Origin of the sequence: Methanosarcina thermophila TM-1 (assembly GCF_000969885.1) — an archaeon.
Lineage (GTDB): Archaea > Halobacteriota > Methanosarcinia > Methanosarcinales > Methanosarcinaceae > Methanosarcina > Methanosarcina thermophila.
This window is the reverse complement of sequence record NZ_CP009501.1, coordinates 972,082-994,929: the sequence shown is the minus strand read 5'-3', so window position 1 is coordinate 994,929 and position 22,848 is coordinate 972,082. Positions and strand designations below refer to the sequence as shown.

General features: G+C 42.8%; 16 protein-coding genes. 6 read left to right on the top strand and 10 right to left on the bottom strand.

Annotated elements, in window-relative coordinates:
• Positions 1-22: 22 nt before the first annotated feature.
• The 3 genes from MSTHT_RS04195 to MSTHT_RS04185 form a co-directional block, all read right to left on the bottom strand.
• Positions 23-328, bottom strand: a complete 306-nt coding sequence (locus tag MSTHT_RS04195) for a glutaredoxin family protein (RefSeq protein WP_048166692.1) — start codon at positions 326-328, stop codon at positions 23-25.
• 572 nt (positions 329-900) lie between these two features.
• On the bottom strand, positions 901-1,566 hold the full coding sequence (locus MSTHT_RS04190) for a flavodoxin family protein (RefSeq protein WP_048166691.1): 666 nt from the start codon (positions 1,564-1,566) through the stop codon (positions 901-903).
• Between the two features lie 39 nt (positions 1,567-1,605).
• On the bottom strand, positions 1,606-3,084 hold the full coding sequence (locus MSTHT_RS04185; RefSeq protein WP_048166690.1) for an MFS transporter: 1,479 nt from the start codon (positions 3,082-3,084) through the stop codon (positions 1,606-1,608).
• 510 nt (positions 3,085-3,594) lie between these two features.
• Here MSTHT_RS04185 and MSTHT_RS04180 point away from each other — a divergent pair.
• Positions 3,595-4,716 carry a DUF21 domain-containing protein gene (locus MSTHT_RS04180; protein WP_048166689.1) on the top strand — a complete coding sequence of 374 codons (1,122 nt, stop codon included), beginning with the start codon at positions 3,595-3,597 and terminating at the stop codon, positions 4,714-4,716.
• A gap of 22 nt (positions 4,717-4,738) precedes the next feature.
• Here the strand turns inward: MSTHT_RS04180 and MSTHT_RS04175 are convergent, their stop codons facing one another.
• The 3 genes from MSTHT_RS04175 to MSTHT_RS04165 form a co-directional block, all read right to left on the bottom strand.
• A complete protein-coding gene (locus MSTHT_RS04175) occupies positions 4,739-6,409 on the bottom strand; it encodes a SagB/ThcOx family dehydrogenase (protein WP_048166688.1) in 1,671 nt (556 codons plus the stop codon).
• Between the two features lie 115 nt (positions 6,410-6,524).
• Positions 6,525-7,067 carry a DJ-1/PfpI family protein gene (locus MSTHT_RS04170; RefSeq protein ID WP_048166687.1) on the bottom strand — a complete coding sequence of 181 codons (543 nt, stop codon included), beginning with the start codon at positions 7,065-7,067 and terminating at the stop codon, positions 6,525-6,527.
• Between the two features lie 108 nt (positions 7,068-7,175).
• A complete protein-coding gene (locus MSTHT_RS04165) occupies positions 7,176-8,531 on the bottom strand; it encodes a TIGR00297 family protein (protein ID WP_048166686.1) in 1,356 nt (451 codons plus the stop codon).
• A gap of 426 nt (positions 8,532-8,957) precedes the next feature.
• On the opposite strand from MSTHT_RS04165, the gene MSTHT_RS04160 reads away from it, so the two are divergent.
• A complete protein-coding gene (locus MSTHT_RS04160; protein ID WP_048166685.1) occupies positions 8,958-10,388 on the top strand; it encodes a dihydrolipoyl dehydrogenase in 1,431 nt (476 codons plus the stop codon).
• Between the two features lie 46 nt (positions 10,389-10,434).
• On the opposite strand, the gene MSTHT_RS04155 is transcribed toward MSTHT_RS04160, so the two are convergent.
• Positions 10,435-11,316 (bottom strand): class I SAM-dependent methyltransferase, encoded by an 882-nt coding sequence (locus tag MSTHT_RS04155; RefSeq protein WP_048166684.1) that lies wholly within the window; start codon positions 11,314-11,316, stop codon positions 10,435-10,437.
• A gap of 194 nt (positions 11,317-11,510) precedes the next feature.
• Here MSTHT_RS04155 and MSTHT_RS04150 point away from each other — a divergent pair, with 194 nt between their 5' ends.
• From MSTHT_RS04150 to MSTHT_RS04135, 4 genes are all read left to right on the top strand, one after another.
• Positions 11,511-11,990, top strand: coding sequence for an inorganic diphosphatase (locus MSTHT_RS04150; RefSeq protein ID WP_231588186.1), 480 nt, complete (start codon positions 11,511-11,513; stop codon positions 11,988-11,990).
• Positions 11,991-12,171: 181 nt separating this feature from the next.
• Positions 12,172-13,320, top strand: a complete 1,149-nt coding sequence (locus MSTHT_RS04145) for a TIGR04083 family peptide-modifying radical SAM enzyme (RefSeq protein WP_048166682.1) — start codon at positions 12,172-12,174, stop codon at positions 13,318-13,320.
• A gap of 115 nt (positions 13,321-13,435) precedes the next feature.
• A complete protein-coding gene (locus MSTHT_RS04140) occupies positions 13,436-14,686 on the top strand; it encodes a metallophosphoesterase (RefSeq protein ID WP_231588185.1) in 1,251 nt (416 codons plus the stop codon).
• Positions 14,687-14,846: 160 nt separating this feature from the next.
• Positions 14,847-15,218 carry a hypothetical protein gene (locus tag MSTHT_RS04135; RefSeq protein ID WP_048166681.1) on the top strand — a complete coding sequence of 124 codons (372 nt, stop codon included), beginning with the start codon at positions 14,847-14,849 and terminating at the stop codon, positions 15,216-15,218.
• A gap of 288 nt (positions 15,219-15,506) precedes the next feature.
• On the opposite strand, the gene uvrB is transcribed toward MSTHT_RS04135, so the two are convergent.
• The 3 genes from uvrB to uvrA form a co-directional block, all read right to left on the bottom strand.
• Positions 15,507-17,519, bottom strand: coding sequence for an excinuclease ABC subunit UvrB (uvrB, locus tag MSTHT_RS04130; RefSeq protein WP_048166680.1), 2,013 nt, complete (start codon positions 17,517-17,519; stop codon positions 15,507-15,509).
• A 62-nt stretch (positions 17,520-17,581) separates the two neighbouring features.
• Positions 17,582-19,141 carry an excinuclease ABC subunit UvrC gene (gene uvrC, locus MSTHT_RS04125; RefSeq protein WP_048166679.1) on the bottom strand — a complete coding sequence of 520 codons (1,560 nt, stop codon included), beginning with the start codon at positions 19,139-19,141 and terminating at the stop codon, positions 17,582-17,584.
• A 113-nt stretch (positions 19,142-19,254) separates the two neighbouring features.
• Positions 19,255-22,272, bottom strand: a complete 3,018-nt coding sequence (uvrA, locus tag MSTHT_RS04120; RefSeq protein WP_048166678.1) for an excinuclease ABC subunit UvrA — start codon at positions 22,270-22,272, stop codon at positions 19,255-19,257.
• Positions 22,273-22,848: the final 576 nt, after the last annotated feature.

Below are 22,848 nucleotides of genomic sequence, written 5' to 3'. Positions count from 1 at the left end.
TCTGTTTCAGCTAACTTCCTCCTTAAAAGCCAAGGGCTTCGCGGATTTCTTTTTCTTTAAAACCCACGATAGCTTTCTTCCCGTTTATAACAGTTGTTGGGAAGGAAGCTGAAGGATTGAAGCGTTTTACTTCCTCGACAGCCTGTTCTTCCTGCTCTCCCTCAAGCTTATCCACGTATATAAATTCAAATTCCACACCAAGATCGGTAAGCAGTTTCTTTGTTTTCTTGCACCACACACAGGTACTGAGACCGTACATTACAACCTTACCCCTGTCGATTCCAGGAATGTGTTCTCCTTGTTCCTTGCTTAGATTAGATACATCCATTAAAAAACCCCCGGCTACAATAAAGTTATGGCAGTACGCCTATGAGTACTTTGCCTCAAAGCGAATCTTTTTCACCGCCTGCTGGCAGTTAAGCCATAACAAACTGCAGGTTTTTGTAAATATTGCAGGTTTTGTAAATTGCTTATGAGAAAATATAGACTAAAGTATATAAAATTTGGACATACTATAATAGTGATGCAGTCAAATTGTAAAACAGAAAGTTAGCAATAAAGCAGAAATTAAGAACATAACAGGAAATTTACGGAAGAGTAGATAACGGTAGAGTAGATAACCAGCAAGGAATTATACACCGAATAAAACAAATGATAATTCCTGATCAATCTGAAAAATGATAATTCCTGATCAGTCTGAAAAATGCAGATTTTTTCTATTTTGAACATTAAAAGTAACAGGAAAGCAGGTAGATTCTCTGCCTGCTTTTCAAATTTAGAGATGATTTAATGCTAATTTTTCATTCTTTTTAATGCTAATTTTCATTTCTTCGGACTCAGACTTAAACGCCGACTTCCAGTAAGATTCAGGCGTGGGGTACGCAGACATCCTGCTGATTCTTACTTTATAAGACCCATCCGTACGTACCAGTCGTAGTCATGGGCAAAACGCTCTTTATTGGATTGGGCAAGCCGGCAGAAATATTCGACATTCTGACGATGCTGTTCCTCCTGCTCCGGATATTTTATTTCTCCGCGGATTGACTTTACCAGCTTCTTACCAAGCTCCTCAGCAGATCCTGCAGCCTGCTGGGGTGCAGCCGGGTTTCCTGCCATTACAACGCCAAGCCCTCCGACAACAGTAACTCCAAGAGTCATGAGCACACTATTCATGTAATCTACGACCACATCCGCAGTACCTCCTCCAGTGGATACTGAGCAACCGAACTTTCCGGATAGCATCTGACAGTGGATAACGTCTGAAAGCCGATCGAAGAAGGCTTTCATAGGCGCCGGAACCGAGTTAATATAATTCGGAGCCCCAAAAACAATTCCATCGGCATTCATGATTCTGTCAAGAAGCTCCTCAAAATCGTCGATCAGGGGGCACTCTCCTGTCGCATAACAGGCTCCGCACCCTGTGCAGTATTCTATCTTAAGTGTGTAGAGGTCTATCAGTTCGACTTCCGCACCTTCGGATTCAGCACCTTTGATCACAGACTTTACCAGTTGAAGGGTGTTGCTCTCACTTCCTCTGGGACTTGCACTAATTCCAAGAACCTTCATGATTATCACCTTAATTAGTGAATTAGAAGGGATTACCTATTATCTTTTGCTCTTCTCAGGTATGCCGGCATGAGTTACAGGCTTTCTCTTTCCTCTTACAAGGGATGTGAATATACCAATAATGCAGAAAGCTGTAAACAGGATAAACGCATAGTGCAGGCTTAAAATGAACTGGGAGTAATATTCGGGGGTAATCTCTACAGGACCGATAACAATTGCAAAGATCATCATCGCAATACCCATTGAGAGCATCTGACCAAGGAGCCGCATAGTCCCGTTCATCCCTGATGCGACGCCATAATATCTTTTATCTACCGAGCTCATGATTGCATTTGTATTTGGGGACGAAAAGAGCCCGAAACCTATACCCAGGACAATCAGAATGACAATCAGGTACCAGATAGGAGTCACATCTGTAAGGAAAATAAGAAGAAAGAGCCCAATTGCGGTAAATGTCATTCCTACCGATGCAACAATGCGAGGCTCAATCCTGTCCGAGAGCCGACCGGCAATTGGTGAAACCATAGCCATGACAACTGGCTGCACTATCAGGATAGTCCCGGCATGGGCAGGAGTAAAACCTTTAGTGTACTGCAGGTCGAGGCTCAGGAGAAAGGTTACTGCGAAGGTCGCGCTATAATTGATGAGCGCAGATAGGTTCGAAAAGGCAAAGATTCGGTTTTTTGTCAGGAGAGAAATATCAAGAACGGGAGAAGGTATTCTCATCTCGTACAGGGCAAAAATTATAATTCCAAGAATTCCTGCGGCTATCAGGGCAGCTCCTTGAAAGTCAGGGAGAGCAGAGAAACCGTACATGAGCGCAACTATCGCTGCACCATATATGACTGATCCTATGAGGTCGAATTTTTCTCCTTTACACTCCGCCCATTCGCCCTTAATTTTCCAGAGGATCAGCAGAATTGTTATAATGCCTATAGGGACATTTACGAAAAAGATGCTTCTCCAGCCAAGATACTGTGTCATCGCTCCTCCCAGTAAGGGACCTATTGAAAGCCCGATGTAAACTGCAGTAACATAGATACCAATAGCTTTTCCGCGCTCACCTGGCGGAAAGACCGAGGTAATTATAGCGACGCCTGTCCCGAAAATCATGGCACTTCCTATACCCTGGAAAACCCGCACTCCGATCAGCATTTCAGTAGAGGAGACCATGGTCATAATTAAAGATGATAGGCTGAAAACCGCGATACCATAGAGAAAAATTTTTTTCCTTCCGTAAATATCTGCGATTTTTCCGAACGGGACAAGAAACAGTGCTGATGAAAGGAGGTATGCTGTCGCAACCCAGGAGAGAGCAATAGCATCCATGTGAAATTCGGCTCCCAGTACAGGCAGGGCAATATTTACTGCCGAACCGTCAAAAGGAGTGATAAATCCTGCAAGTATCGCAATAAGGAGTACAATCCGCTTTTCCGTGCCGACAACAGGAACATCAGGGGTGTGGCAGATCTCGGGGACTTCAGAAAGTGATCTGACGTTATTTGTTTCTTTTTTCATGTATATCACTGATCAAAAGAGTAATTATTGCAGCCTGCAGGGTCAGGAATATCATAATCTATTCTGTAAAGGATAAGGTTTTTCAGGTTAATACTCCTTATAATACTTTTCCTCAGCATGTTTGACCGATCGATGATTCAGTATAACTTACGGTTTCGGCAGTCTGTCAAAATGCATCAAATTTACAGGAATTTAATGGTTCAGACTAGGTAAGAAAGTAAGGCTAAACTTACAAAAAAGTAAAGTAATGCAAAGCCATAGATCAAAATTAGAGGATAACGGCGATCAGGTTAAATATATAAAATTAGGAATTAATCAGTTAAAATGGTATATAATGGAATGAATGAGGGACTGGTTATTGAATTATGTCCCTATTAAAGTTATTAATATGTTAAACAATTAATCACTGACAGATTAACCCATTGAACAATTACAATTAAATGTTAAACGGCAACAGATTAAGTTTCAGAATTACTTCTGCATGAAGCTTATAGAGGTTATAGACTCACAATGAATGAAATATTTATCTGGATAGCGATTTTAATCTTCATAACTCAATCCGCTATTTTTTCCGGTATGACAATTGGAACTTTTGGACTTGGAAGACTCAGGCTTGAGATAGAGGCTGAAGCTGGCAATGAAGACGCTATCAAAATTCTGCAGATCCGAAGAGATTCAAATTTCCTGCTTACGACATTGCTTTGGGGCAACGTAGGCGTAAATGTCCTGATTGCCCTGCTTACGGATTCCGTGCTGACAGGGGCTTCGGCATTTCTCTTCTCTACTTTCGTAATTACCAGTTTCGGAGAGATTGCACCTCAGGCTTATTTTTCCCGAAATGCTCTATCATTGGGAGCAAAGCTGACCCCTCTAATCCGATTCTACCAGATGCTGCTCTATCCCGTAGCCAAGCCTACAGCGCTTATTCTTGACTGGTGGTTGGGTAGGGAAAAGCTTGAACTCTTCAAGGAGCAAGCTATGCGGATTATGCTCGAAAAACATATCGAGTCAGGAAGGACAGATATAGGCAAATTTGAAGGAATAGGAGCCCTGAACTTTCTTTCCATAGATGACGTCAGCATTTCCGATGAGGGTTCAATAATAGACGAGAGAAGCATAATTTCTCTCCCTGTCGAAAACAACCGTCCGGTGTTTCCTGCTTTCAAAAGGGAACCGAATGATCCTTTTCTACAAAAAATCGAAGCATCCGGGAAGAAATGGGTAATAATTACCAACCCGCAGAATGAGCCTGTCATGGTGCTTGATGCGGATGGTTTCCTGAGGGATGCGGTCTACAAGAAAGGTCCATTCATCCCGCTTTCTTATTGCCATTTCCCGGTTGTGGTAAAATCCCCGAAGACCAGACTTGAAAAAGTGATCCGCCAGTTTAAGGTATATCCGCAGTATCCTGAAGATGATGTAATCGATCAGGATCTTATTCTTTACTGGGGCGAGGAAAAAAGGATTATAACTGGTTCGGATATTCTGGGTCGACTGCTGCGCGGAATTGTAATAGAATGTGATCTGACATCAGGATGTGAGATACCTGTCCCACCTTCTCAGCCAGGAATTGTAAGAAGAAGAAGCTTGAGAAGAAGAAGCAAAGAAGGCAAAGAACAGGGAAAGGAATGACGAGGTTGGAGAGTTAAAAAAGTTACTCTTCATATGCTGGAAGGGTTATAACGCCTATTTCCTGAAGCGGATAACCTACGGCGAAGTGATAAAGATCCTGATATTCAAGCCCTTTAAGCCCTATGGTTTCATGTAAAGGATCATCAAAGAAACACCCTATCCCGCAGCCTCTCAGACCATTTGCTTCGGCTTCAAGGTAAAGAAGCTGCCCCAGAAATCCGCATTCCCAGAAAAGGTATGGATATATCCAGGCACCAAACCTGTTCAGAGGCTTTTCGAATTCCGAAAGCATGCAGGCAGTGAAACAGGCATCTGCAGCTTTTCGCTGGGCGCAGGAAAGCTGGGCTGCAAAATAATGTAAGGTTTCTTCCATTAGCATATAGAGCTCAAGCTCAGATGGACAATCTTTCGGTTTTTCCCATAAAAAATCCGGCATGATAGCAGCTTTAAGTCTTTCCTTTTCTTCGGGTTTGCGAAGGAAGATATAAAGTCCCGGAAAAAGACCTTTTACTCGGTTTACGAAAAGTAGAAGGTGAGTGAAAGGACCAAAGGCGAGAGGATTGAAAATCGGGCTATTCTGAGGAAGGGTTTTTTGCAGCATCGCATAAAATGTCTCTTTTTCCATGTATGCGCTGTTATCCATTTCTATAGCGCTTCTCCTTCCGCGAATAATGCTGCGCAGGGGAACAGTCTCAAAATCAGAATGAGCCTCAAAATTGTCGGGTTTAAGGGGTGGAACGGTCCGTGTACCAGATTCCATTTCCCCTTTTTTCTCCAGGTAATCGGTTCCATTCTTTTGAGTTGCCAGAGCCGCTTTTTCAATACCTACCCATTCAACATGCTTCGGGCTCAAACGGTTAGGAATGCCTTCCCAGGAAAGGTTTTTAAAAGCTGAGATAACCTCGGAAGAAAGCCTGCCTCTAGTGCAGGTTTTTCCTGCCGGATAGACCGCGAGCATACAGGCAGGTTCCTGCTTTTCGTGACCTTTGTCCCCGGATATACCGAGAAGTGCTGCTATCTCTTTTGAACCCATATCTGCAAGAATGCTCGTTTTCCAGCCAAGACCGGCAGCAGCAAATGTCAGGGCAGAAATCGCATGTCCTATATCATGCTGTGCATATCTGAAGGCTCTGAGCCCATATTTCCAGGAAGCCCGCCAGTATATTGAAGTCAAACCCACGAAAATAGTGCCATCAGGAAAGCCTGACCTTAGCATTTCCCAGGTCTCCTGGGAGAATTCGGCTCTGAGTTCAAGGGCATGAGGCAGAGGGGCATAATGGCAGACCGAAGGGTTTTTAAGTAACCCTTTTACAGGACCGGAAATCAGGTATACCTCGGTAGGATGCAGGTTTCCGCTTGAAGGATTGACGCGGAGAGGCCATTTCATACCTCCTGCAGCCTTCCAGGCTGAAATAGCAAAGCTGTCGAAAAAAAGCTGGGAAATCGATTTTTTACTCAGTTCTGCTGCCCTGAGTTTCTCTGGTGAGAAAGCCTGTTCATAAGCAGGAAAAATCTCAGTTTTTATCTGCTCATCACTCCACAAATCCAGATTTAAAAGTCGAGTTCCATAATAGTTTAGGAAGGGATCTGGCATGATCTGCATATCAAGGCGGTGAGGCCCAGGCGCATAAGCTTTGAAGTTATGTTTACTTGCCTGGTGATAAGCCAGTATAGCTTCAAGTTCCTCTGTCATAGCAAGCACATCAATAATTGAATAAATAAAATCTCAGATTGCTTTTTTTGGCAAAGTAGACTGTGTATAAGATCTTAATGAGATATTGACCTTTTCTCAGGGCTTCAGAAAGGAATTAAACTTTCTTCAGGGCTTCAAGTACGGCTTTACCAAATGCATCAGCACTTGCTGGGTCTCGCCCTGTAACCACGCGCCCTGAAACCACCACATCACGGTCCAGATAGACAGCTCCATGTTCCTCAAGTTCGCGTACTGTATCCGGGCTTTTGAAAACCGTGCTCTCTTTACCCTTCAGGATACCTGTTCTTGCCAGCACAACAGGGGAGATGCAAATCGCAGAAATCACCTTTTTAAGGGCATCGGCTTCTTTTACGAGGTTTTGCAACGCTTTGTTATCCCACAAGTATTTTCTTGAGCCTGACCCTCCTGAGATTACTATTGCATCATATTCGTCAATTCTGGCTTCTGAGATTTTTATATCAGGCTTGATTGTGCCTCCCAGCATCCCTTTAGCTGTTTCCATAGATTCGGCTGCAACAGTAACTTCTACTCCCGCTGCCTCAAAAAGCTGTTTCGGAATAAAACATTCCTCATCCCTGAACTCTTCCTGAGCGATTACAAGCAGGACTTTCTTGCCTGTATGTTCGGTTTCAGTCATCTGGTTACCTCCCTGTACGCTTCAAAATAAAATTAGAATAAATGAGAAACAAAATACCTCATGACCCTTTTTCTTAAGGATATGTGCCTGAAAATATAAATGAATATTTCAGGCTATGAGATAGTACAGTGCTGCGGAAATTCCTGCCCCTGTAAATGTTGCTACGAAGTTTACTCCGCTGTTTGAGAGTACCCCTCTTTTCTGAAGAGTAGCTCCAAGGAGACTATCAATATTTGTCCCGAAAAAGCCTCCTGCTGTCGTTATAAGAACCGTTAATATAAAATTGTCCGAGACTCCCAGTAAGTATGCAAGAATCCCTATCACTGCAGAGCCCAGGATTGCAGCAAATTCACCGAGTAGTGACACTGCCCCATCAGCCCCGGGCTCAGAAGGCTTCAAGGTCGTTATCATTCTTGGTCTTCCTTTTGCAGTTGTGCCTATTTCACTTGCAAGGGTATCTCCGGTAGCTGTTGCGACCGTGCCCATATAAGCATAGATAATAGGAAGGCTGTGCTCAGGAAAAACCCCATATGCTACCGCCAGGACAAGGGCTGCCGTACTATTTGAAAATACATTTTCGTAACTCCGTATTCCGTCTTTAGCCTGGGCAATCCCTATGGACTCTTTGTAAGCATATTTGTATCTCGTAAACCCGCCTCCGAGGATAAAGAACGTGAGCAGGAGCAGGAACCAGGAAAGACCGCTAAAAACGATTATCAGGACTCCCAGAAGTGCGGCACTCAGAAGGGCAGAAACATCAGCAATTTTCGCCCTGTAAGCCAGCACGCCCAGGAAAAATGAGAAGGCAAGTGCTACAACTATTTCTTCAGGAGGCACCCAGTATCTGAACTCCTCAAAAATCCACATTGTCATTCCTGAGCCAAGGGGCACCGAAATATTCTTATCGATCTTAGAGGGGATTGACTCGAAAAGTGAACCTGTAACTGCCCCAATTACAGCTATGAAAAATACCAGGTTGTATGAGACTAAAAGCCCCTGCCAGTAGATGATCCAGCTTGCGGCAAGGAATGCGGCAACAATCCGAAGTGCCAGGAAAGCCGAACTCCAGAGTGTTGAAAAACTCCTCTTTTTTATCCTGCTCCTCCTTGTAGTAAAATCAGGCACAGGATCGGTATCGGAAAAATAAGTCCCATGGTCTCCTACAACTGCAATTGCAAAAGCGGCAAGTACTATGTAGAAAGGATAGGTAAAAGAAGAGCCTCCTGAAATTACGGAAACAAAAAGCATTAGAACTAGGGAAAATATAAGGCTGATAGCGCTTCTGTTATAAGAAAAGACCCTTCCTGAAAACCGGATTCTCACAAAAAGTGCGATAGACAGGAGAAAAAGGATATTCACCCCTGCAAAAGGAGCTATAAGGATAAGCAGGAGATAAAGGATATGCATTACAGGAGTTCCCTGGAGAGAATTCCTGTTTTTAAAAGATGGGGCAGCTCTGTTCATTATGGTACATCTTTTGTTTTTTCTCTTTGTGGGAAGTTACATAGAATAGGCTTATCTTTATAAATAGATAGTCGTTTTTCTCCTTCAGAGATAATTTAAAAATACGGATTAAAATTTAAAAATATCTGTTTTAGATATTGTGGTCGGAGAAATTTACGCAAATTCTTAGCAAATCTTTAAGCTTTTTAGAGATAATCCAGTTGATAAAATAACTTTTGCCTCTCATTTGTTTTTCAGAATCCTCAAAATAACACTGATTCATCTCCAGGCGTATACACGAAATCTAATAAGAATTTTGATCCATAAGTATAACCAGAGATAAAATATAGAAATCTAATAAGAATTTTGATCCATAAGTATAACCAGAGATAAAATATAGTATAATCGACAAAGATGCAAGCCGTATTCGGCTGTGAGGGGAGGAGTATGGAGAATTATGATCTTATCATTATAGGTACAGGCTCTGCAATGAATTATATAAACCAAATTATTGATTTTAACCCTGAAATGAGAATTGCCGTTATCGACAAAGACGAACCTGGCGGGATCTGTCTTACAAGAGGATGCATCCCTTCAAAAACCCTGCTCTATCCTGCCGAGCTTATCAGGGAAGTGGAAACAGCAACCAATTTCGGAATTAAGATAAAAATAGAGGGCATCGATTTTCTTGGGATTATGGAAAGGATGCGCAGGAAAATAGGAGAGGATATAGAGGCAATAAAAAAGAGTCTGACCGGAAACAGGTATTTTGACTACTATCATGAAAGCGCGGAGTTCGTTTCTCCTTATACCCTTAAAGTCGGTGACAAAATCCTGCACTCTGAAATGATCTTCCTTTGTACCGGCTCAAGACCTGCAATCCCGTCTGTTAAAGGTTTGGAAGAAGCAGGATACCTCACGAGCGATACAGTGCTTGGACTCGTGGAATGCCCAAAAAGGCTTGCGATTCTCGGAGGAGGTTATATTGCAGCTGAATACGGGCACTTTTTCTCAGCTATGGGAGCCGAAGTCACGGTTATAGGGAGAAATCCCCAATTTCTTCCGCAGGAAGAGCCCGAGATCTCAAGGCTTGCTTTGATGAAGATGTCAGAATATATGCGGATTATTACGAACCATGAAGCTGTAGAGGTCAGGAAAGAAGAAAACGGACAGAAAGCTGTTATTGCGAAGGAGAGAAATTCGGGACAGGAAGTAAGAATCATTGTAGATGAGATCCTCGTGGCAACAGGAAGAGTACCGAATACCGATATCCTCCACCCCGAACGAGCCGGAATCAAAACCGATAAAAATGGATGGATTCTGGTGAACGAGTATCTTGAGACCTCACAGCCGAATATCTGGGCGTTAGGAGACGCAAATGGAAAATATCTGCTAAAGCATGTGGGAAACTATGAATCCGGGATAGTTTATCTCAATGCCATCATGAAAGAAAAAGTAAAGGCAGACTACCACGCCGTGCCTCATGCTGTTTTTTCCTATCCCGAGATTGCCGGAGTAGGCATGGGAGAGCAGAAAGCCGTGGAAAGGTACGGAGAGGAAAGAATCGTCATAGGTCTCAAGTTTTTTGAAGATACTGCTAAAGGAGCGGCTATGGAAGCCAGGGACTATTTCGTAAAGGTGATTCTGGATGCGGAGGAAGATAAAATCCTGGGAGCCCATATAATAGGCCCACATGCCTCAGTCCTGATCCACCAGATAATTCCTCTTATGTATACTGAATTGAGAAGCCCTGCGCCGATCATGCGGGCGATGGATATTCATCCCTCCCTTAGCGAAGTTGTAACGGGAGCATTTTTTTCGCGGCTGCCGCCTGAACATTATCACCATGTCCTGAAGCATATCGGGCTTGAGGACTGAAGGTTTCTGCCGCTGATGAGTGAAAAATCTCTACACCTTTTCACACCTATTTTTTAATAAGATCAAAAACCCACCTGCTGATGCCAGGGGCAACATTTCCGGCGCGCCTGTAAAATTCTACCTCAAGACCCATTTCTTTATAATCTTCAATTAGTTCCGAAATCTGGGATTCGGCTTTAAAGGTGTAAAAATGAATGTATCCGCCTACTCTTACAAACTTTATGATCCTTTCAAGGACGAGATCCATGCCGTAAGGGGTCGGTACAATAGCCCTGTCAAAAATGCAATTTTCGTCATTTTTACCAGTTTCTGGTTTTTCACTGGCTTTCGAAGGGTTAAGAATCGGAAAAATTTTCTCAGGCTGGAAAAGTTTCTTAAAATCCTCCTGAATAACGGTTACCTGTCCTTCGAGCCTGTTAATCCGAATATTTTCCTTGAGGCAGGCACAGGCATCTGGGTTTATCTCAATAGCATATACTTTCGCCCCTTTTCCTGCGGCAGGAAGCACAAAAGGACCTACTCCTGCGAAAGGAATTATAATACGCTCTCCAGACGTAATCTTCGAGGCTATCCTTCCTCTTTCCGAGTACAGGCGGGGATTAAAAAAGACTTTTTTGACATCCAGTTTATATTTATAGCCGTTTTCCCTGTGAATAGTTTCCGTTGATTCCCCTAACAGAAGTTCAAAGTCCGCAACCCTGTGCTCGCCTTCGAGTTTGCTTACCTTATTAAGCACAGCCCGCGTATTGCCCCGCATGGAAAGCAGCTTTGAAGCAATAGTTGCTTTATAAGCCTCAAGCTCTGGAGGGATCGAAATTATAGCCACATCACCTATATAATCAAAACGTTTTGGAACCATCTGAAGCAGGGGTTCTTCAATTATACCTCTCATTGCATCTCGCAAACTCACTCTATTTCGAAAACTCATCTTGTGTGCCTCTGCTGTCAGATATTGTCAGGATACAGATTTTTCATTCTTTCAGATTCATTCGCCTTTGAAGAACTATTTTAATATATGCTTTTTGGCTTGCAGGAAAGGCTAAAAGCATGGAAAAACATAGGCTGAGAAATTGAAATCACGTAATAAAGGCACGTAAGGCTAAAGAGTTAAAAAACGCACAATTGACAAATGGAAAACATGAGGCTAAGGAAACTCTTAAAAGTTACTCCCCGACTACAACAGGACTATTTCCCATGAAAATTATTATAGAGACTCCAAAATACAGTTTCTGGAAATATAATAAGACAAAAAAAGGCTATGAAAAGGTTTTCTTCTCTCCGCTGCCAACAATTTTCAACTACGGTTTTGTAGAAGGAACGAAAAGTGCTGACGGTATGGAGAAAGACGTGATAGTGATTGGACCTCGCCTGCCGAAAGGAAGCACACTTGAAAGAGAAACCTTTGATGGGGTAGTAAAATTCCTGGACAATTCTATGAAGGATGATAAGAGAATTATATATATCAGCGGGTTTCGTTCTTCTGTCCTGCTCGCTTATTATTTCAGGCTTTATGCCCTTTTCAAAGTTTTCCTGTATATTTTTCGCGAGGGAAAACTTACAAAATGCAGGTTTGAAGGAATTGAGTTTAAGGAATTCAATTAATATTACTTGATTTCAGAATGATACCTTTGAGGTAGCCTTCTTTGCTATTATATCTCTGGCTTATTTAGCCAGTTTTTACTTAGCTGGTTTTTTTAGTTGCTCTTTACCTTCTTTTCCTTCTGAGAACAACTTAGAAAAGTACTAATAATTTAAGGAAGCTTAAAAAAAGGGTGCTTAAAATATGCCTTTTCATGTCATGCTGATCCCTACCCTTGGTTGTCCTGCTAACTGCAGTTATTGCTGGAGTTCCGAAGAGAAATCCCCGATAATGAAAATTGAAACCATAAAAGAAGTGGTTGAGTGGCTTAAGGTTTTCAGGGGAGATTCAGTTACTTTTACTTTTCATGGCGGGGAACCGCTCCTGGCAGGCGCGGAATTCTACAGGGAAGCACTTCCGCTTCTAGCTGAGGGTTTAAGCACCAGGCATATAGCTTTTGCAATACAGACAAACCTCTGGAAAATGACCCATGAGATCGCCGAGATTTTTGCCGAATACAATGTTCCAATAGGTTCAAGCCTTGACGGCCCGAAGGAACTTAATGATTCGCAGAGGGGAAAAGGATACTTCGATAAAACCATGAAAGGTTATGAAATTGCAAGAGCTCATGGGCTTGAAGTTAGATTCATTACTACTTTTACTTCGCATTCTGTAAAGTCAAGGGAAGAAATTTTCAACTTTTATCTTGAGAATGGACTGACACTTAAATTCCATCCTTGCTTGCCTTCTTTAAAAGGCGATAACCCCAACCAGTGGACCCTTGAACCTGAAGAGTATGGAGAACTCCTAATTTATCTTCTTGACAAATACCTTGAAAATCTGGGCAGAATAGAAGTTATGAATATTGACCATCTGTGTAAAGGCGTATTTACAGGAAAAGGTGCTGTCTGTACTTATGTTGACTGTATGGGAGATACCTTTGCGGTTGGTCCTGAGGGAAGCATATACCCCTGCTATCGCTTTGTAGGCATGCCCGAATATGTAATGGGTAATGTTTATGACCGCCCGACAATGGCAGACCTTGCTCAATCCGAAGCCTGGAAGCAAATGTTCCAGTATAAAGAATATGTGGACACGGCATGCAGCAAATGCGCCCATATAAAGTATTGCAGAGGTGGATGCCCATACAATGCGCTGGTGCCTTCAGACGGAAAAATAGAAGGCGTTGATCCCCACTGCCCAGCCTACAAAATGATTTTCGACGAGATAAACGACCGCGTCAATGAGGAAATGTTCGGGTCTTCTGGAATGATGGAAAATATGATGTTCCAGCCTCATTCAACAAAGCCTTCCAGATCGGGCATAATGTCAATTATGCTTAAAAAACTCTGAAAACAGGAATGATGATAAAAATAATATTATATAAAATATAATAAAACTATAATATTCGATAAGTGTAACATTAGATAAAATGCAACATTGAATAAAAATATGAAGACAGATAAAAGTGAAGGCAGATAAAAGAGAAGATTCCGGGGAAATAAATGAAGGAGTAAACAAAAGGGATGGAATAGTAATCCGAAGAACGAATTTTCTCTTCCTCTGTGTTTTTATTATTTTTATCTCGATCTATTTTGCAGGCAACTATTATGTTGGCTTACGCTTTTTCCAATCAATTCAAAATTTTATTGAGCCTTACTCTTTTCTCTACTGGATAGGCTATCTGTTCCTTGCAATCTCGCTCTTTGCAGTCAAGTTAGGAAAGAGAATTTATCCCGGATCTGTCAATTACCTCGCCACAATAACTGGAGATTACTGGCTGGCTGCTGTCTATTATTCGCTTCTTATATGGATAGATGTGGATATTATTCACTTCCTGATCAATTTCGCCTTCCCTGGGGCTCAGATGACTAATTATCCGTCATTATACTGGGGACTTGCAGTTTTATCCATGGTATCTCTTCTCTTAATATATGGTACCTGGAATGCAAATCATCCACGTGTAACACATTACGATGTTTTTATTAAAAAAGCAGTGCCTGAACTGCCAGAACTCCATGCAGTCATGGTATCCGATATTCACCTTGGACCGGTGATTGATAATAAACACCTTGAATCAATGGTTAAGAAAATCAATGAACTTGACCCGGATATTGTATTCCTTGTTGGAGACACCATTGATGAAGACGTGAGATTCTTTATCAGCAACAAAATGCCGGAAATATTGAAAAAATTACAGCCCAGGTGCGGAGTATATGCGGTCCTCGGGAACCATGAATATATTGGAGGCAGGAGTAAGCAGGCAATTGAGTACCTCAGACAGGCTGGAGTTAATGTCCTGGTTGATGAATGTGTGAAAGTAAACAACCAGTTTTACATAGTTGGTCGGGATGACCGCATGGCAGCCCATATGGCAGGAAAAACCCGCATCGAGCTTTCCGAGCTTTTAAAGGATATCGACCGTAACTTACCGATTATTCTTCTGGATCACCAGCCAGTAAGCCTTGGAGAAGGACAGCAAAATGGGGTTGATTTGCAGTTATCCGGACATACACACGCTGGACAGTTTTTCCCCAACACTTTAATTTCCAGGCATGTGTTTGAAAATAGCTGGGGCTATTCAAAGAAAGGAGACTTCCAGATAATTGTCACCTCAGGTTTCGGTACATGGGGTCCTCCTATCCGGATTGGCAGCTATTCTGAAATCGTGGATATAAATATTTCTTTCCAAAATAAAATCCGTTTCAATGAACCTTAGAGGGTACTTTAAAGTTCATTCTCTTATGGAAGATCCTCATAAGTTAAAGTTCTCATCGAGTAAAGCTTCTGAGAATCCGATGTTTTAAAAAATCGAATACCTTCAAGGGTCCGTTTTATTTTGAGATAGTTTATATACATCCACTTCCTAAAACAAGCACATGGAGGACGGTAAAATCAAGAATACAATTACAAGAAGCTTTGAGCTTCAGGATTACAGGATAGAAGGAACTGAATTTTCAGGTTTCTGGGCAGATCTGTTGAGTAAGGAAGAACTTGTAGTTGAGGTAAATTACATCCCTGAAAATAAAAAAGTCTTCAGTTCTGAAGAAATAGAAAAGCTTGTCCTGGAAATCTGTAACAAATGTGACAGTTTTGAAGCTCAACTTCCCGAAAATATTAGGTGCGAGGCTACCTTCAAAAATCTAGGGAAAAAAATCTACAAAGCCGGTCAGCCTGATTTTGAACTGGAGCCCAGGGAGCTGGAAGAACTTCAGGTTGCTTACCGTTTCTACGTTGAGTATTACATATAATTCTGTAGTTTTATCCGAATTCTGTAGTTTTATCCGGTTTGATCAGGGTTCAAACTTACAGTTTAAAAGAATTGTGGATCAACACATAGATCAAAAAACTGGCGGGCAAGAGAAAAATACTGTCGTAGAAGGAAACCTTGTAGAAATAAAGTAAAAAAGAAAGAAGGTAAAAAAGCTAAAAAAATGTAAAAAATGGCAAAAGAAGGTAAAAAGGTAAAAAATGTAAAAAAAGCAAAAGAAAGTAGAAAGTAGAAAGGTAAGAAAGAAAATGGAGACTTTCTAACCCTCTCAGGCTACTTTTATCTCTTTCTCCAGTTTCTTTATCATTTCCCTTAGCTGGATTGCCCGCTCGAAATCCAGCCTGTCGGCTGCTTCTTTCATCTTGGCTTCCAGTTCGATGATCATTTTGGGGATATCGGTTTTCGGGATGTGTTTTGTGTCGGTGATATCCACAACCTTCTCCCTTATGGGTTTCCTGATGGTTGTCGGGACTATGCCGTGTTCTTTATTGTAAGCAATCTGCATGGAGCGGCGGCGTTCAGTCTCGTTAACGGCTGTTTTGATGGAATCGGTTATATTGTCGGCATACAGGACAACCTTTGAATTGGCGTTCCGAGCTGCTCTGCCGATTATCTGGATCAAACTTTTTGAATCTCTCAGGAAACCTTCTTTATCAGCATCGAGAATGCCTATGAAACCCACTTCCGGAATATCAAGCCCTTCCCTTAGCAAATTGATTCCGACAAGAACATCGAATTTGCCAAGCCGGAGCTCGCGGATGATCTCAGTCCTTTCAATAGTTTTGATATCCGAGTGCAGATAGCGAGCTTTGATCTCGTTCCTTGCAAGGTATTCGGTAAGTTCTTCAGCAAGCTTCTTTGTCAGCGTGGTCACAAGGGCACGATCTCCCCTTTCCACAACCTTCCTGACTTCCTGCATAACGTCCCTGACCTGCCCTTCAAGAGGGCGAACTTCCACTTCAGGGTCGACAAGGCCTGTTGGGCGGATAATCTGTTCCACGATCCGGGATGAGTGCTCTTTTTCGTAATCTCCAGGGGTTGCTGAGACAAAGATCACATTTTTCATGTATTTCTCGAATTCATCGAACTTCAGGGGTCTGTTATCGTAGGCACTGGGCAGCCTGAACCCGTAGTCAACAAGGTTCTTCTTTCTTGAACGGTCCCCGTTATACATCCCGTGAAGCTGCGGTATGGTCTGGTGGCTTTCATCAATGACCATCAGGAAGTCCTCAGGGAAATAGTCAAGCAGGCAGAAAGGTTTCTCTCCGGGCTTGCGGTGGTCAAAGTGCCTCGAATAATTTTCAATGCCTTTGCAACTTCCGGTCTCCTGAATCATTTCTATATCATAAATCGTGCGCTGTTTCAGTCTGTGGGACTCAAGCAGCCCGAGTTCAGGAAGACGAGCCTCAAGCTCTTCAAGAATGGACTGAATCGCACTTTTCTGCTCTTCTTCAGGGATGACATAGTGCCTGGCTGGGTAGACGAAGAAATAATCCATGTCTTCAGTTCGCTGTCCGGTCTGCTTGTCCACCTCGGAGATCCGATCAATCTCGTTCCCGAAAAGCTCAATCCGGATAATGTTATCAAAATAACCGGGAATAATGTCAATGGTATCCCCTTTTACCCTGAATCGCCCGGGCATAAGCTCAAGGTCGTTTCGCTCGAACTGGATTTCAATGAGCTTTTGCAGGATTTCTTTCCTCTGAACCCTATCCCCAACCTTTAATTCAAATCCCATGTTCTGGAAGTTCTCAGGATTGCCAAGCCCGTAAATGCAGGATACGGACGCCACGACAATAACGTCCTGGCGCGACATCAGGGAAGCAGTTGCAGCAAGCCTCATCTGCTCGATTTTCGGGTTAATCATGGCATCTTTTTCAATATACTGGTCTTTGGCAGGAAGATAGGACTCTGGCTGGTAATAATCGTAATAGGAGACGAAATACTCCACCCGGTTTTCAGGGAAGAATTCCCTGAATTCATTGTAGAGCTGGGCAGCAAGTGTTTTATTATGGGCAATAACAAGGGTGGGTTTCTTTATCTGGTTTATTACATTTGCAATGGTATAGGTTTTCCCTGACCCGGTTACCCCTAGAAGGGTCTGGAAACGCTCTCCTTTTTTCAACCCCTCCACAAGACTTTTAATTGCCTGCGGCTGGGAACCCTTGGGCTCAAAATCGGAAACCAGCTTGAACTGCGGGCTGTCCTGATATCGGGCATTATGTGCTGTTTCGGAAAATTTTTGAGATACTGTCTGGGAGGTTTGATCTGAAGAATTCATAAAATCAAGACCTATAATGAGATTCTAAATATATAAATTATATAATAATACAGTTTTAAGAATCAGGAATTTTTAGGAATAAGGGATTTCTGCCTTAGCAAGCGGTTGTAGTTGATTGCAAACCTGTGAGCTTCATCCCGGATTTCCTGAATAAATAACGAGGCTTTGTCGTCTTTTTTAATTGGAAGCGGAGACTTAAGTCCAGGCACATAGATCTCTTCTTCCCGCTTGGCTATGGAAATAATAGGAATCCGGAGCTTTAATTTCCGGAGTTCTTCAAAAGCTGAGGAAAGCTGACCTTTTCCCCCATCTATTATGATCAGGTCTGGCAGGTCATGTTTGTCCTCAAGCAGGCGGGAGTAACGCCTCCGAACAACCTCGGCAATGGAAGCGAAATCATCAATTCCCTCAACACCCTCGATCCGGAAACGGCGGTAATTGTGTTTATCAGGTCTGCCTCCGCGAAACTGCACCATGGAGCCAACCGTAGCCGTGCCTGAGAGATGCGATATATCGAAGCATTCTATAACATTCGGAAGTTTTGGAAGAGAGAGTTTACTTTGCAGGGCTTCGAGCTTTTTCCGGTCTCCGAAGAAGCCGATTTCCACATTTTTCAGGGCAAGGTCGAGAAGTTCCTTTTTCTCTCCCTGCTTTGGAACTGTAACTTTCACCTTAATTCCCTTTACGTGTGAAAGAAAATCTACAAGCGAGTCATCAAGAGGTTCAGGCAGGATGAGTTCTTCAGGTGGTTCGTTCTCGGAGTAATACTGTACCAGGAATTCTTCCAGGAAATTCTCCCCGTAAGCAAAAACATAGTCCTGTTTGTCCTCAAGAGTGCCTTTGTAAACCTTGAAAAGCATAAGATAAACGGTGTTGTCCCTGACAATATAGCTCAGGATATCCTCGTTATGCTTTTTCTGCCTCTCCACATTCTGTTTTTCCTGAAGATATTCAAGAGCTGCAATTTCGTCCCTGAGAGCCATAGCCTGCTCGAACTGCTGCCTTGATGCCAGTTCTCTCATCTCCTTCTCCATGGACTCTATGAGTTCTCTGATATTGCCTTTCAGGACAGAACTGGCTTTTTTCACTTTTTCGGCATATTTTTCAGGAGAAATTGCACCTATGCAGGGTCCGCTACATGCTGCCATGTGGTATCTCAGGCAGGCACGCTTTGGCATCTGCTTGCAGGTTCTTAGCTGGAAGGTCTTTCTTACAACCTCAAAAATGTAATCTCTTTCCTTTGCCGATATAAAGGGTCCAAAAGAGATCCCGTTTTCACTTCTCTTCCTGGAGAGCCTGATCCTTGGAAACTTTTCTTCGGTTAAGTGAATGCAGGCATACCGCTTTGAGTCCTTGAGAGCAATATTGTATCGCGGCCAGTGTTTTTTGATCAGAGTGTTCTCAAGGAGTAAAGCCTCTACTTCCGTATTCGTGACAATGAAATCAAGGTCTCGAGCAGCTTGTACAAGGCTCTCGGTTTTCGGGTCATGGTCTCGTTTCTGGAAGTAGCTGCTCACCCGCTTTTTAAGGTCTTTTGCCTTGCCCACATACAGCACAGTCCCTTCTTCGTTTTTAAAGAGGTAACAGCCAGGGAGGTGAGGAAGAGCTTCCAGGTCAATCATTTTTAAACCTCATATCCAATTTTTTAGCCGTTACACAAAGTTTAAAATTGATTTAAATTAGTTTTTTCTTTTAAACGGCTTTAAATCAGCTTTAAATCGACCTGATATCGACTTTAAATTAACTGTTCTTCAAGCGCTTTATCGGTTCTGTGTTTGCAGTGCCTGAAACCTCTGGAATTGTCTTCAAGGTCTTCTTCAGAATTTTCTTCAAATCCTTCGGACTCATCACTCAGATCCTCTTCAAACTCTTCAAAATCAACCTCAAACGCTTCTCCTTCTTCGAAAACTGCCTCAACAGGCTTTGCTTCTGACATGCTCTGGTATGAGTCTGAGAGTTTGGGTGCAAGGAAGCGTGCAGTATAGCTTCCCTGAACCAGAGCCACCTCTTCTGGGGTTCCTTCGGCAATGATCTCTCCGCCTGCATCTCCACCTTCAGGGCCAAGGTCGATGATATAGTCTGCTGATTTGATTATGTCCATGTTGTGCTCGATTATAACCACGGTATTTCCTTTTGCTACAAGCCTGTTAAGGACTGCAATTAGTTTCTTGACGTCATGGAAGTGGAGCCCTGTTGTGGGTTCATCAAGGAGGTAAATTGTCCTTCCGGTGCCCTTTTTAGAAAGCTCCCTTGTCAGTTTAATTCTTTGGGCTTCCCCACCAGAAAGCGTTGTTGAACTCTGCCCAAGTTTGATATAACCAAGCCCGACCCTTATCAGGGTATCGAGTTTGCTTTTGATTGCAGGTATATTCTCGAAATGTTCGGCAGCTTCTTCTACAGTCATATCCAGGACTTCAGCAATAGATTTGCCCCTGTATTTTACTTCGAGGGTTTCCCGGTTGTAGCGCGTACCTTTACACTCCTCACATTCAATGTATACATCAGGCAGGAAGTTCATCTCTATTTTTATCATCCCGTCTCCCTGGCAGGCTTCGCAGCGCCCTCCTTTTACGTTGAAAGAGAAGCGTCCGTTCTTATAGCCCCGGATTTTGGCTTCCTTTGTCTCGGCAAAAGCCTGCCTGATAGCATCAAAGACTTTGGTATAGGTTGCAGGGTTTGAACGAGGAGTCCTGCCGATAGGGCTCTGGTCAATAACGATTACCTTGTCAATCTCGGAATCAAAAATCAGCTCGTCATACTCCCCTGGAGTTACATTTGATTTGTTTATTTTCTTTGTCAGGGCTTTGTACAGTGTATCGTAAATAAGTGTGGATTTTCCAGATCCCGAAACCCCTGTAACCACGGTCAGGACTCCTATCGGGATATTCACATCTATGTTTTTAAGGTTGTTTGCCCTGCACCCTTTAAGCCTGATGAACGAATCGCTCCGCCTTCGAAAAGCTGGCAGCTTTATCTGTTTTTCTCCCGAGAGGTACTGTCCTGTCAGGGATTCCTTGTTCCTTTCAATTTCTTCAGGCGTACCTTCGGCTACCACGTAACCTCCGTGAATGCCTGCCCCTGGTCCTATATCGAGTACATAATCCGCAGCCCGGATGGTATCTTCATCGTGTTCCACGACTATCAGGGTATTTCCAAGGTCCCGCAGGGTCTGGAGAGTTTGGATAAGCCTTTCATTGTCTCTCTGATGCAGCCCTATTGAAGGTTCGTCCAGCACATAGAGCACGCCCATGAGGTTTGAACCTATCTGGGTAGCCAGCCGGATCCGCTGTGCTTCTCCGCCTGAGAGAGTGCCTGAGCTGCGGGAAAGCGTGAGATAATCGAGTCCCACATGCTCAAGGAAACCAAGCCTGGATCGAATTTCCTTTAAAACCTGCTTTGCTATCTCCCTTTCCTTTTCCGAGAGATCAAGGTTTTCGAAAAATTGGATGCATTCCCGAATTGAAAGATCGGTTATGTCAACAATGGATTTTCCACCCAGCTTTACTGCAAGCACTTTTTCCTTCAGACGCCTGCCTTCACATTTCGGGCAGGGCTTGACCTGCATGAATTTCTCAAGTTCCTTGCGCCTGTATTCGGATTTTGTCTGGCTGTACAGCCTCTCAGACTGAGGAATCAGTCCTTCCCACGTTCCTTTATGTGACCAGTGAGCATCTCCGTTCTTCATGCTCATCTCGAACTGCATTCGTTCGTTCGAACCGTACATAAGCACATTGTACTGCTCATCTGTGAGATCCTCAATTGGGGTAAAAATATCGAACCCAAAGTGCTTTGCAACAGCTCTCAGATGCTGACTCCGGTAACTGTCCAGGTAATTCCTGTAAAGAGCAACAGCCCCGTCCGCAATACAGAGTTTTTTATTCGGAATAATAAGATCCGGGTCAAATTCCATCTTGAATCCGAGCCCGTTACAGGCTTCACAGGCTCCAAAGGGACTGTTGAAGGAAAACATCCTGGGCTGGAGTTCTTCAAAAGCCATTCCGCAGATCGGACATGCCATATTTGAGGAATAAAGGTGGTCTTTTCCTTCCGAATCAACCACGATTAAAAGCCCGTCACCTTTCTTGAGGGCGTTTTCACAGGCTTCTACTAGCCTTGAGCGGTCTTCAGAGGGATCCAGCCGATCAATTACAACTTCAATATCATGTTTTTTGTAGCGGTCGAGGGTGATCTCATCGTCAGTCCTGTAGATCTCGCCATTTACCCTAATCCGGGAGAAACCCTCATTATTCAGTTCCCTGAAAAGATGCTGGTAAGTCCCTTTCTTTTGCCGAACCACAGGTGCGAGAATAGTAATCATGCCCTCGCATTCCCTGCTCAAGCTGTCCGCAATCTTTTCGGGGGACTGGGACTCGATTTTAATATTGTGAGTCGGGCAGTAAGGCGTGCCTATCCTTGCGAAAAGCAGCCTCAGATAGTCATAAATTTCCGTAACAGTCCCGACCGTACTTCGAGGGTTTTTTGATGTAGTTTTCTGTTCAATGGAGATCGCAGGAGATAATCCCTCAATGCTGTCTACATCCGGCTTGTTCATAAGCCCGAGGAATTGCCGCGCATAAGCCGAGAGTGACTCCACATAGCGCCGCTGCCCTTCGGCATAAATTGTATCAAAAGCCAGAGTAGATTTTCCTGAACCCGAAACTCCTGTAATAACAATAAATTTGTCCCGCGGGAGTTCCACAGTGATATCTTTCAGGTTGTGTTCCCGTGCCCCTTTAATAATAATATTTTTCATTTTTCTTCTCCCGGGTTTTATCCAGTTGAATTAATTAGATGAGAATTTTAGTTTACAGATTTTAATTTATGACAGTTTTAAGGTAAGAGTAAAGTCTGAATCAAGTCTGGATTTTACCTTGAACTCTAAAAACCCAGAAATAATATGAATTAATATGTTATGTTATGATTCTCAGGAACTTTTTGAAAAGCTTAATATTTACGTTTTCTTATCAAGTTGTTCATTCCGACAGATAATTCGATATATTATTATAAATAATTAGTTATAATTGATTGATATTGATTTATCCAAACTACGGATGGCAATTTTCCGATTTATACAACCCGTTTTCAACCCATTTTTCGATACATACAGCAGAATGCAGACTTGTTATTAATAGAGTAATATAGCAAAGTGAAAGTATTAATCAACAAATAACTGGCTCTTCGAATTTAGATTCAATGAGTAAGGTTTACCGATGGTGAATTGCATGATTTCTTATTTTTAATTCTAAAACTGTTTGCTTTCAATACTTTCAGCCCGGATTAATGACTTTTTTCTATAAACAGCATGAATAAGCCTGTTAAGCCAGGAGTT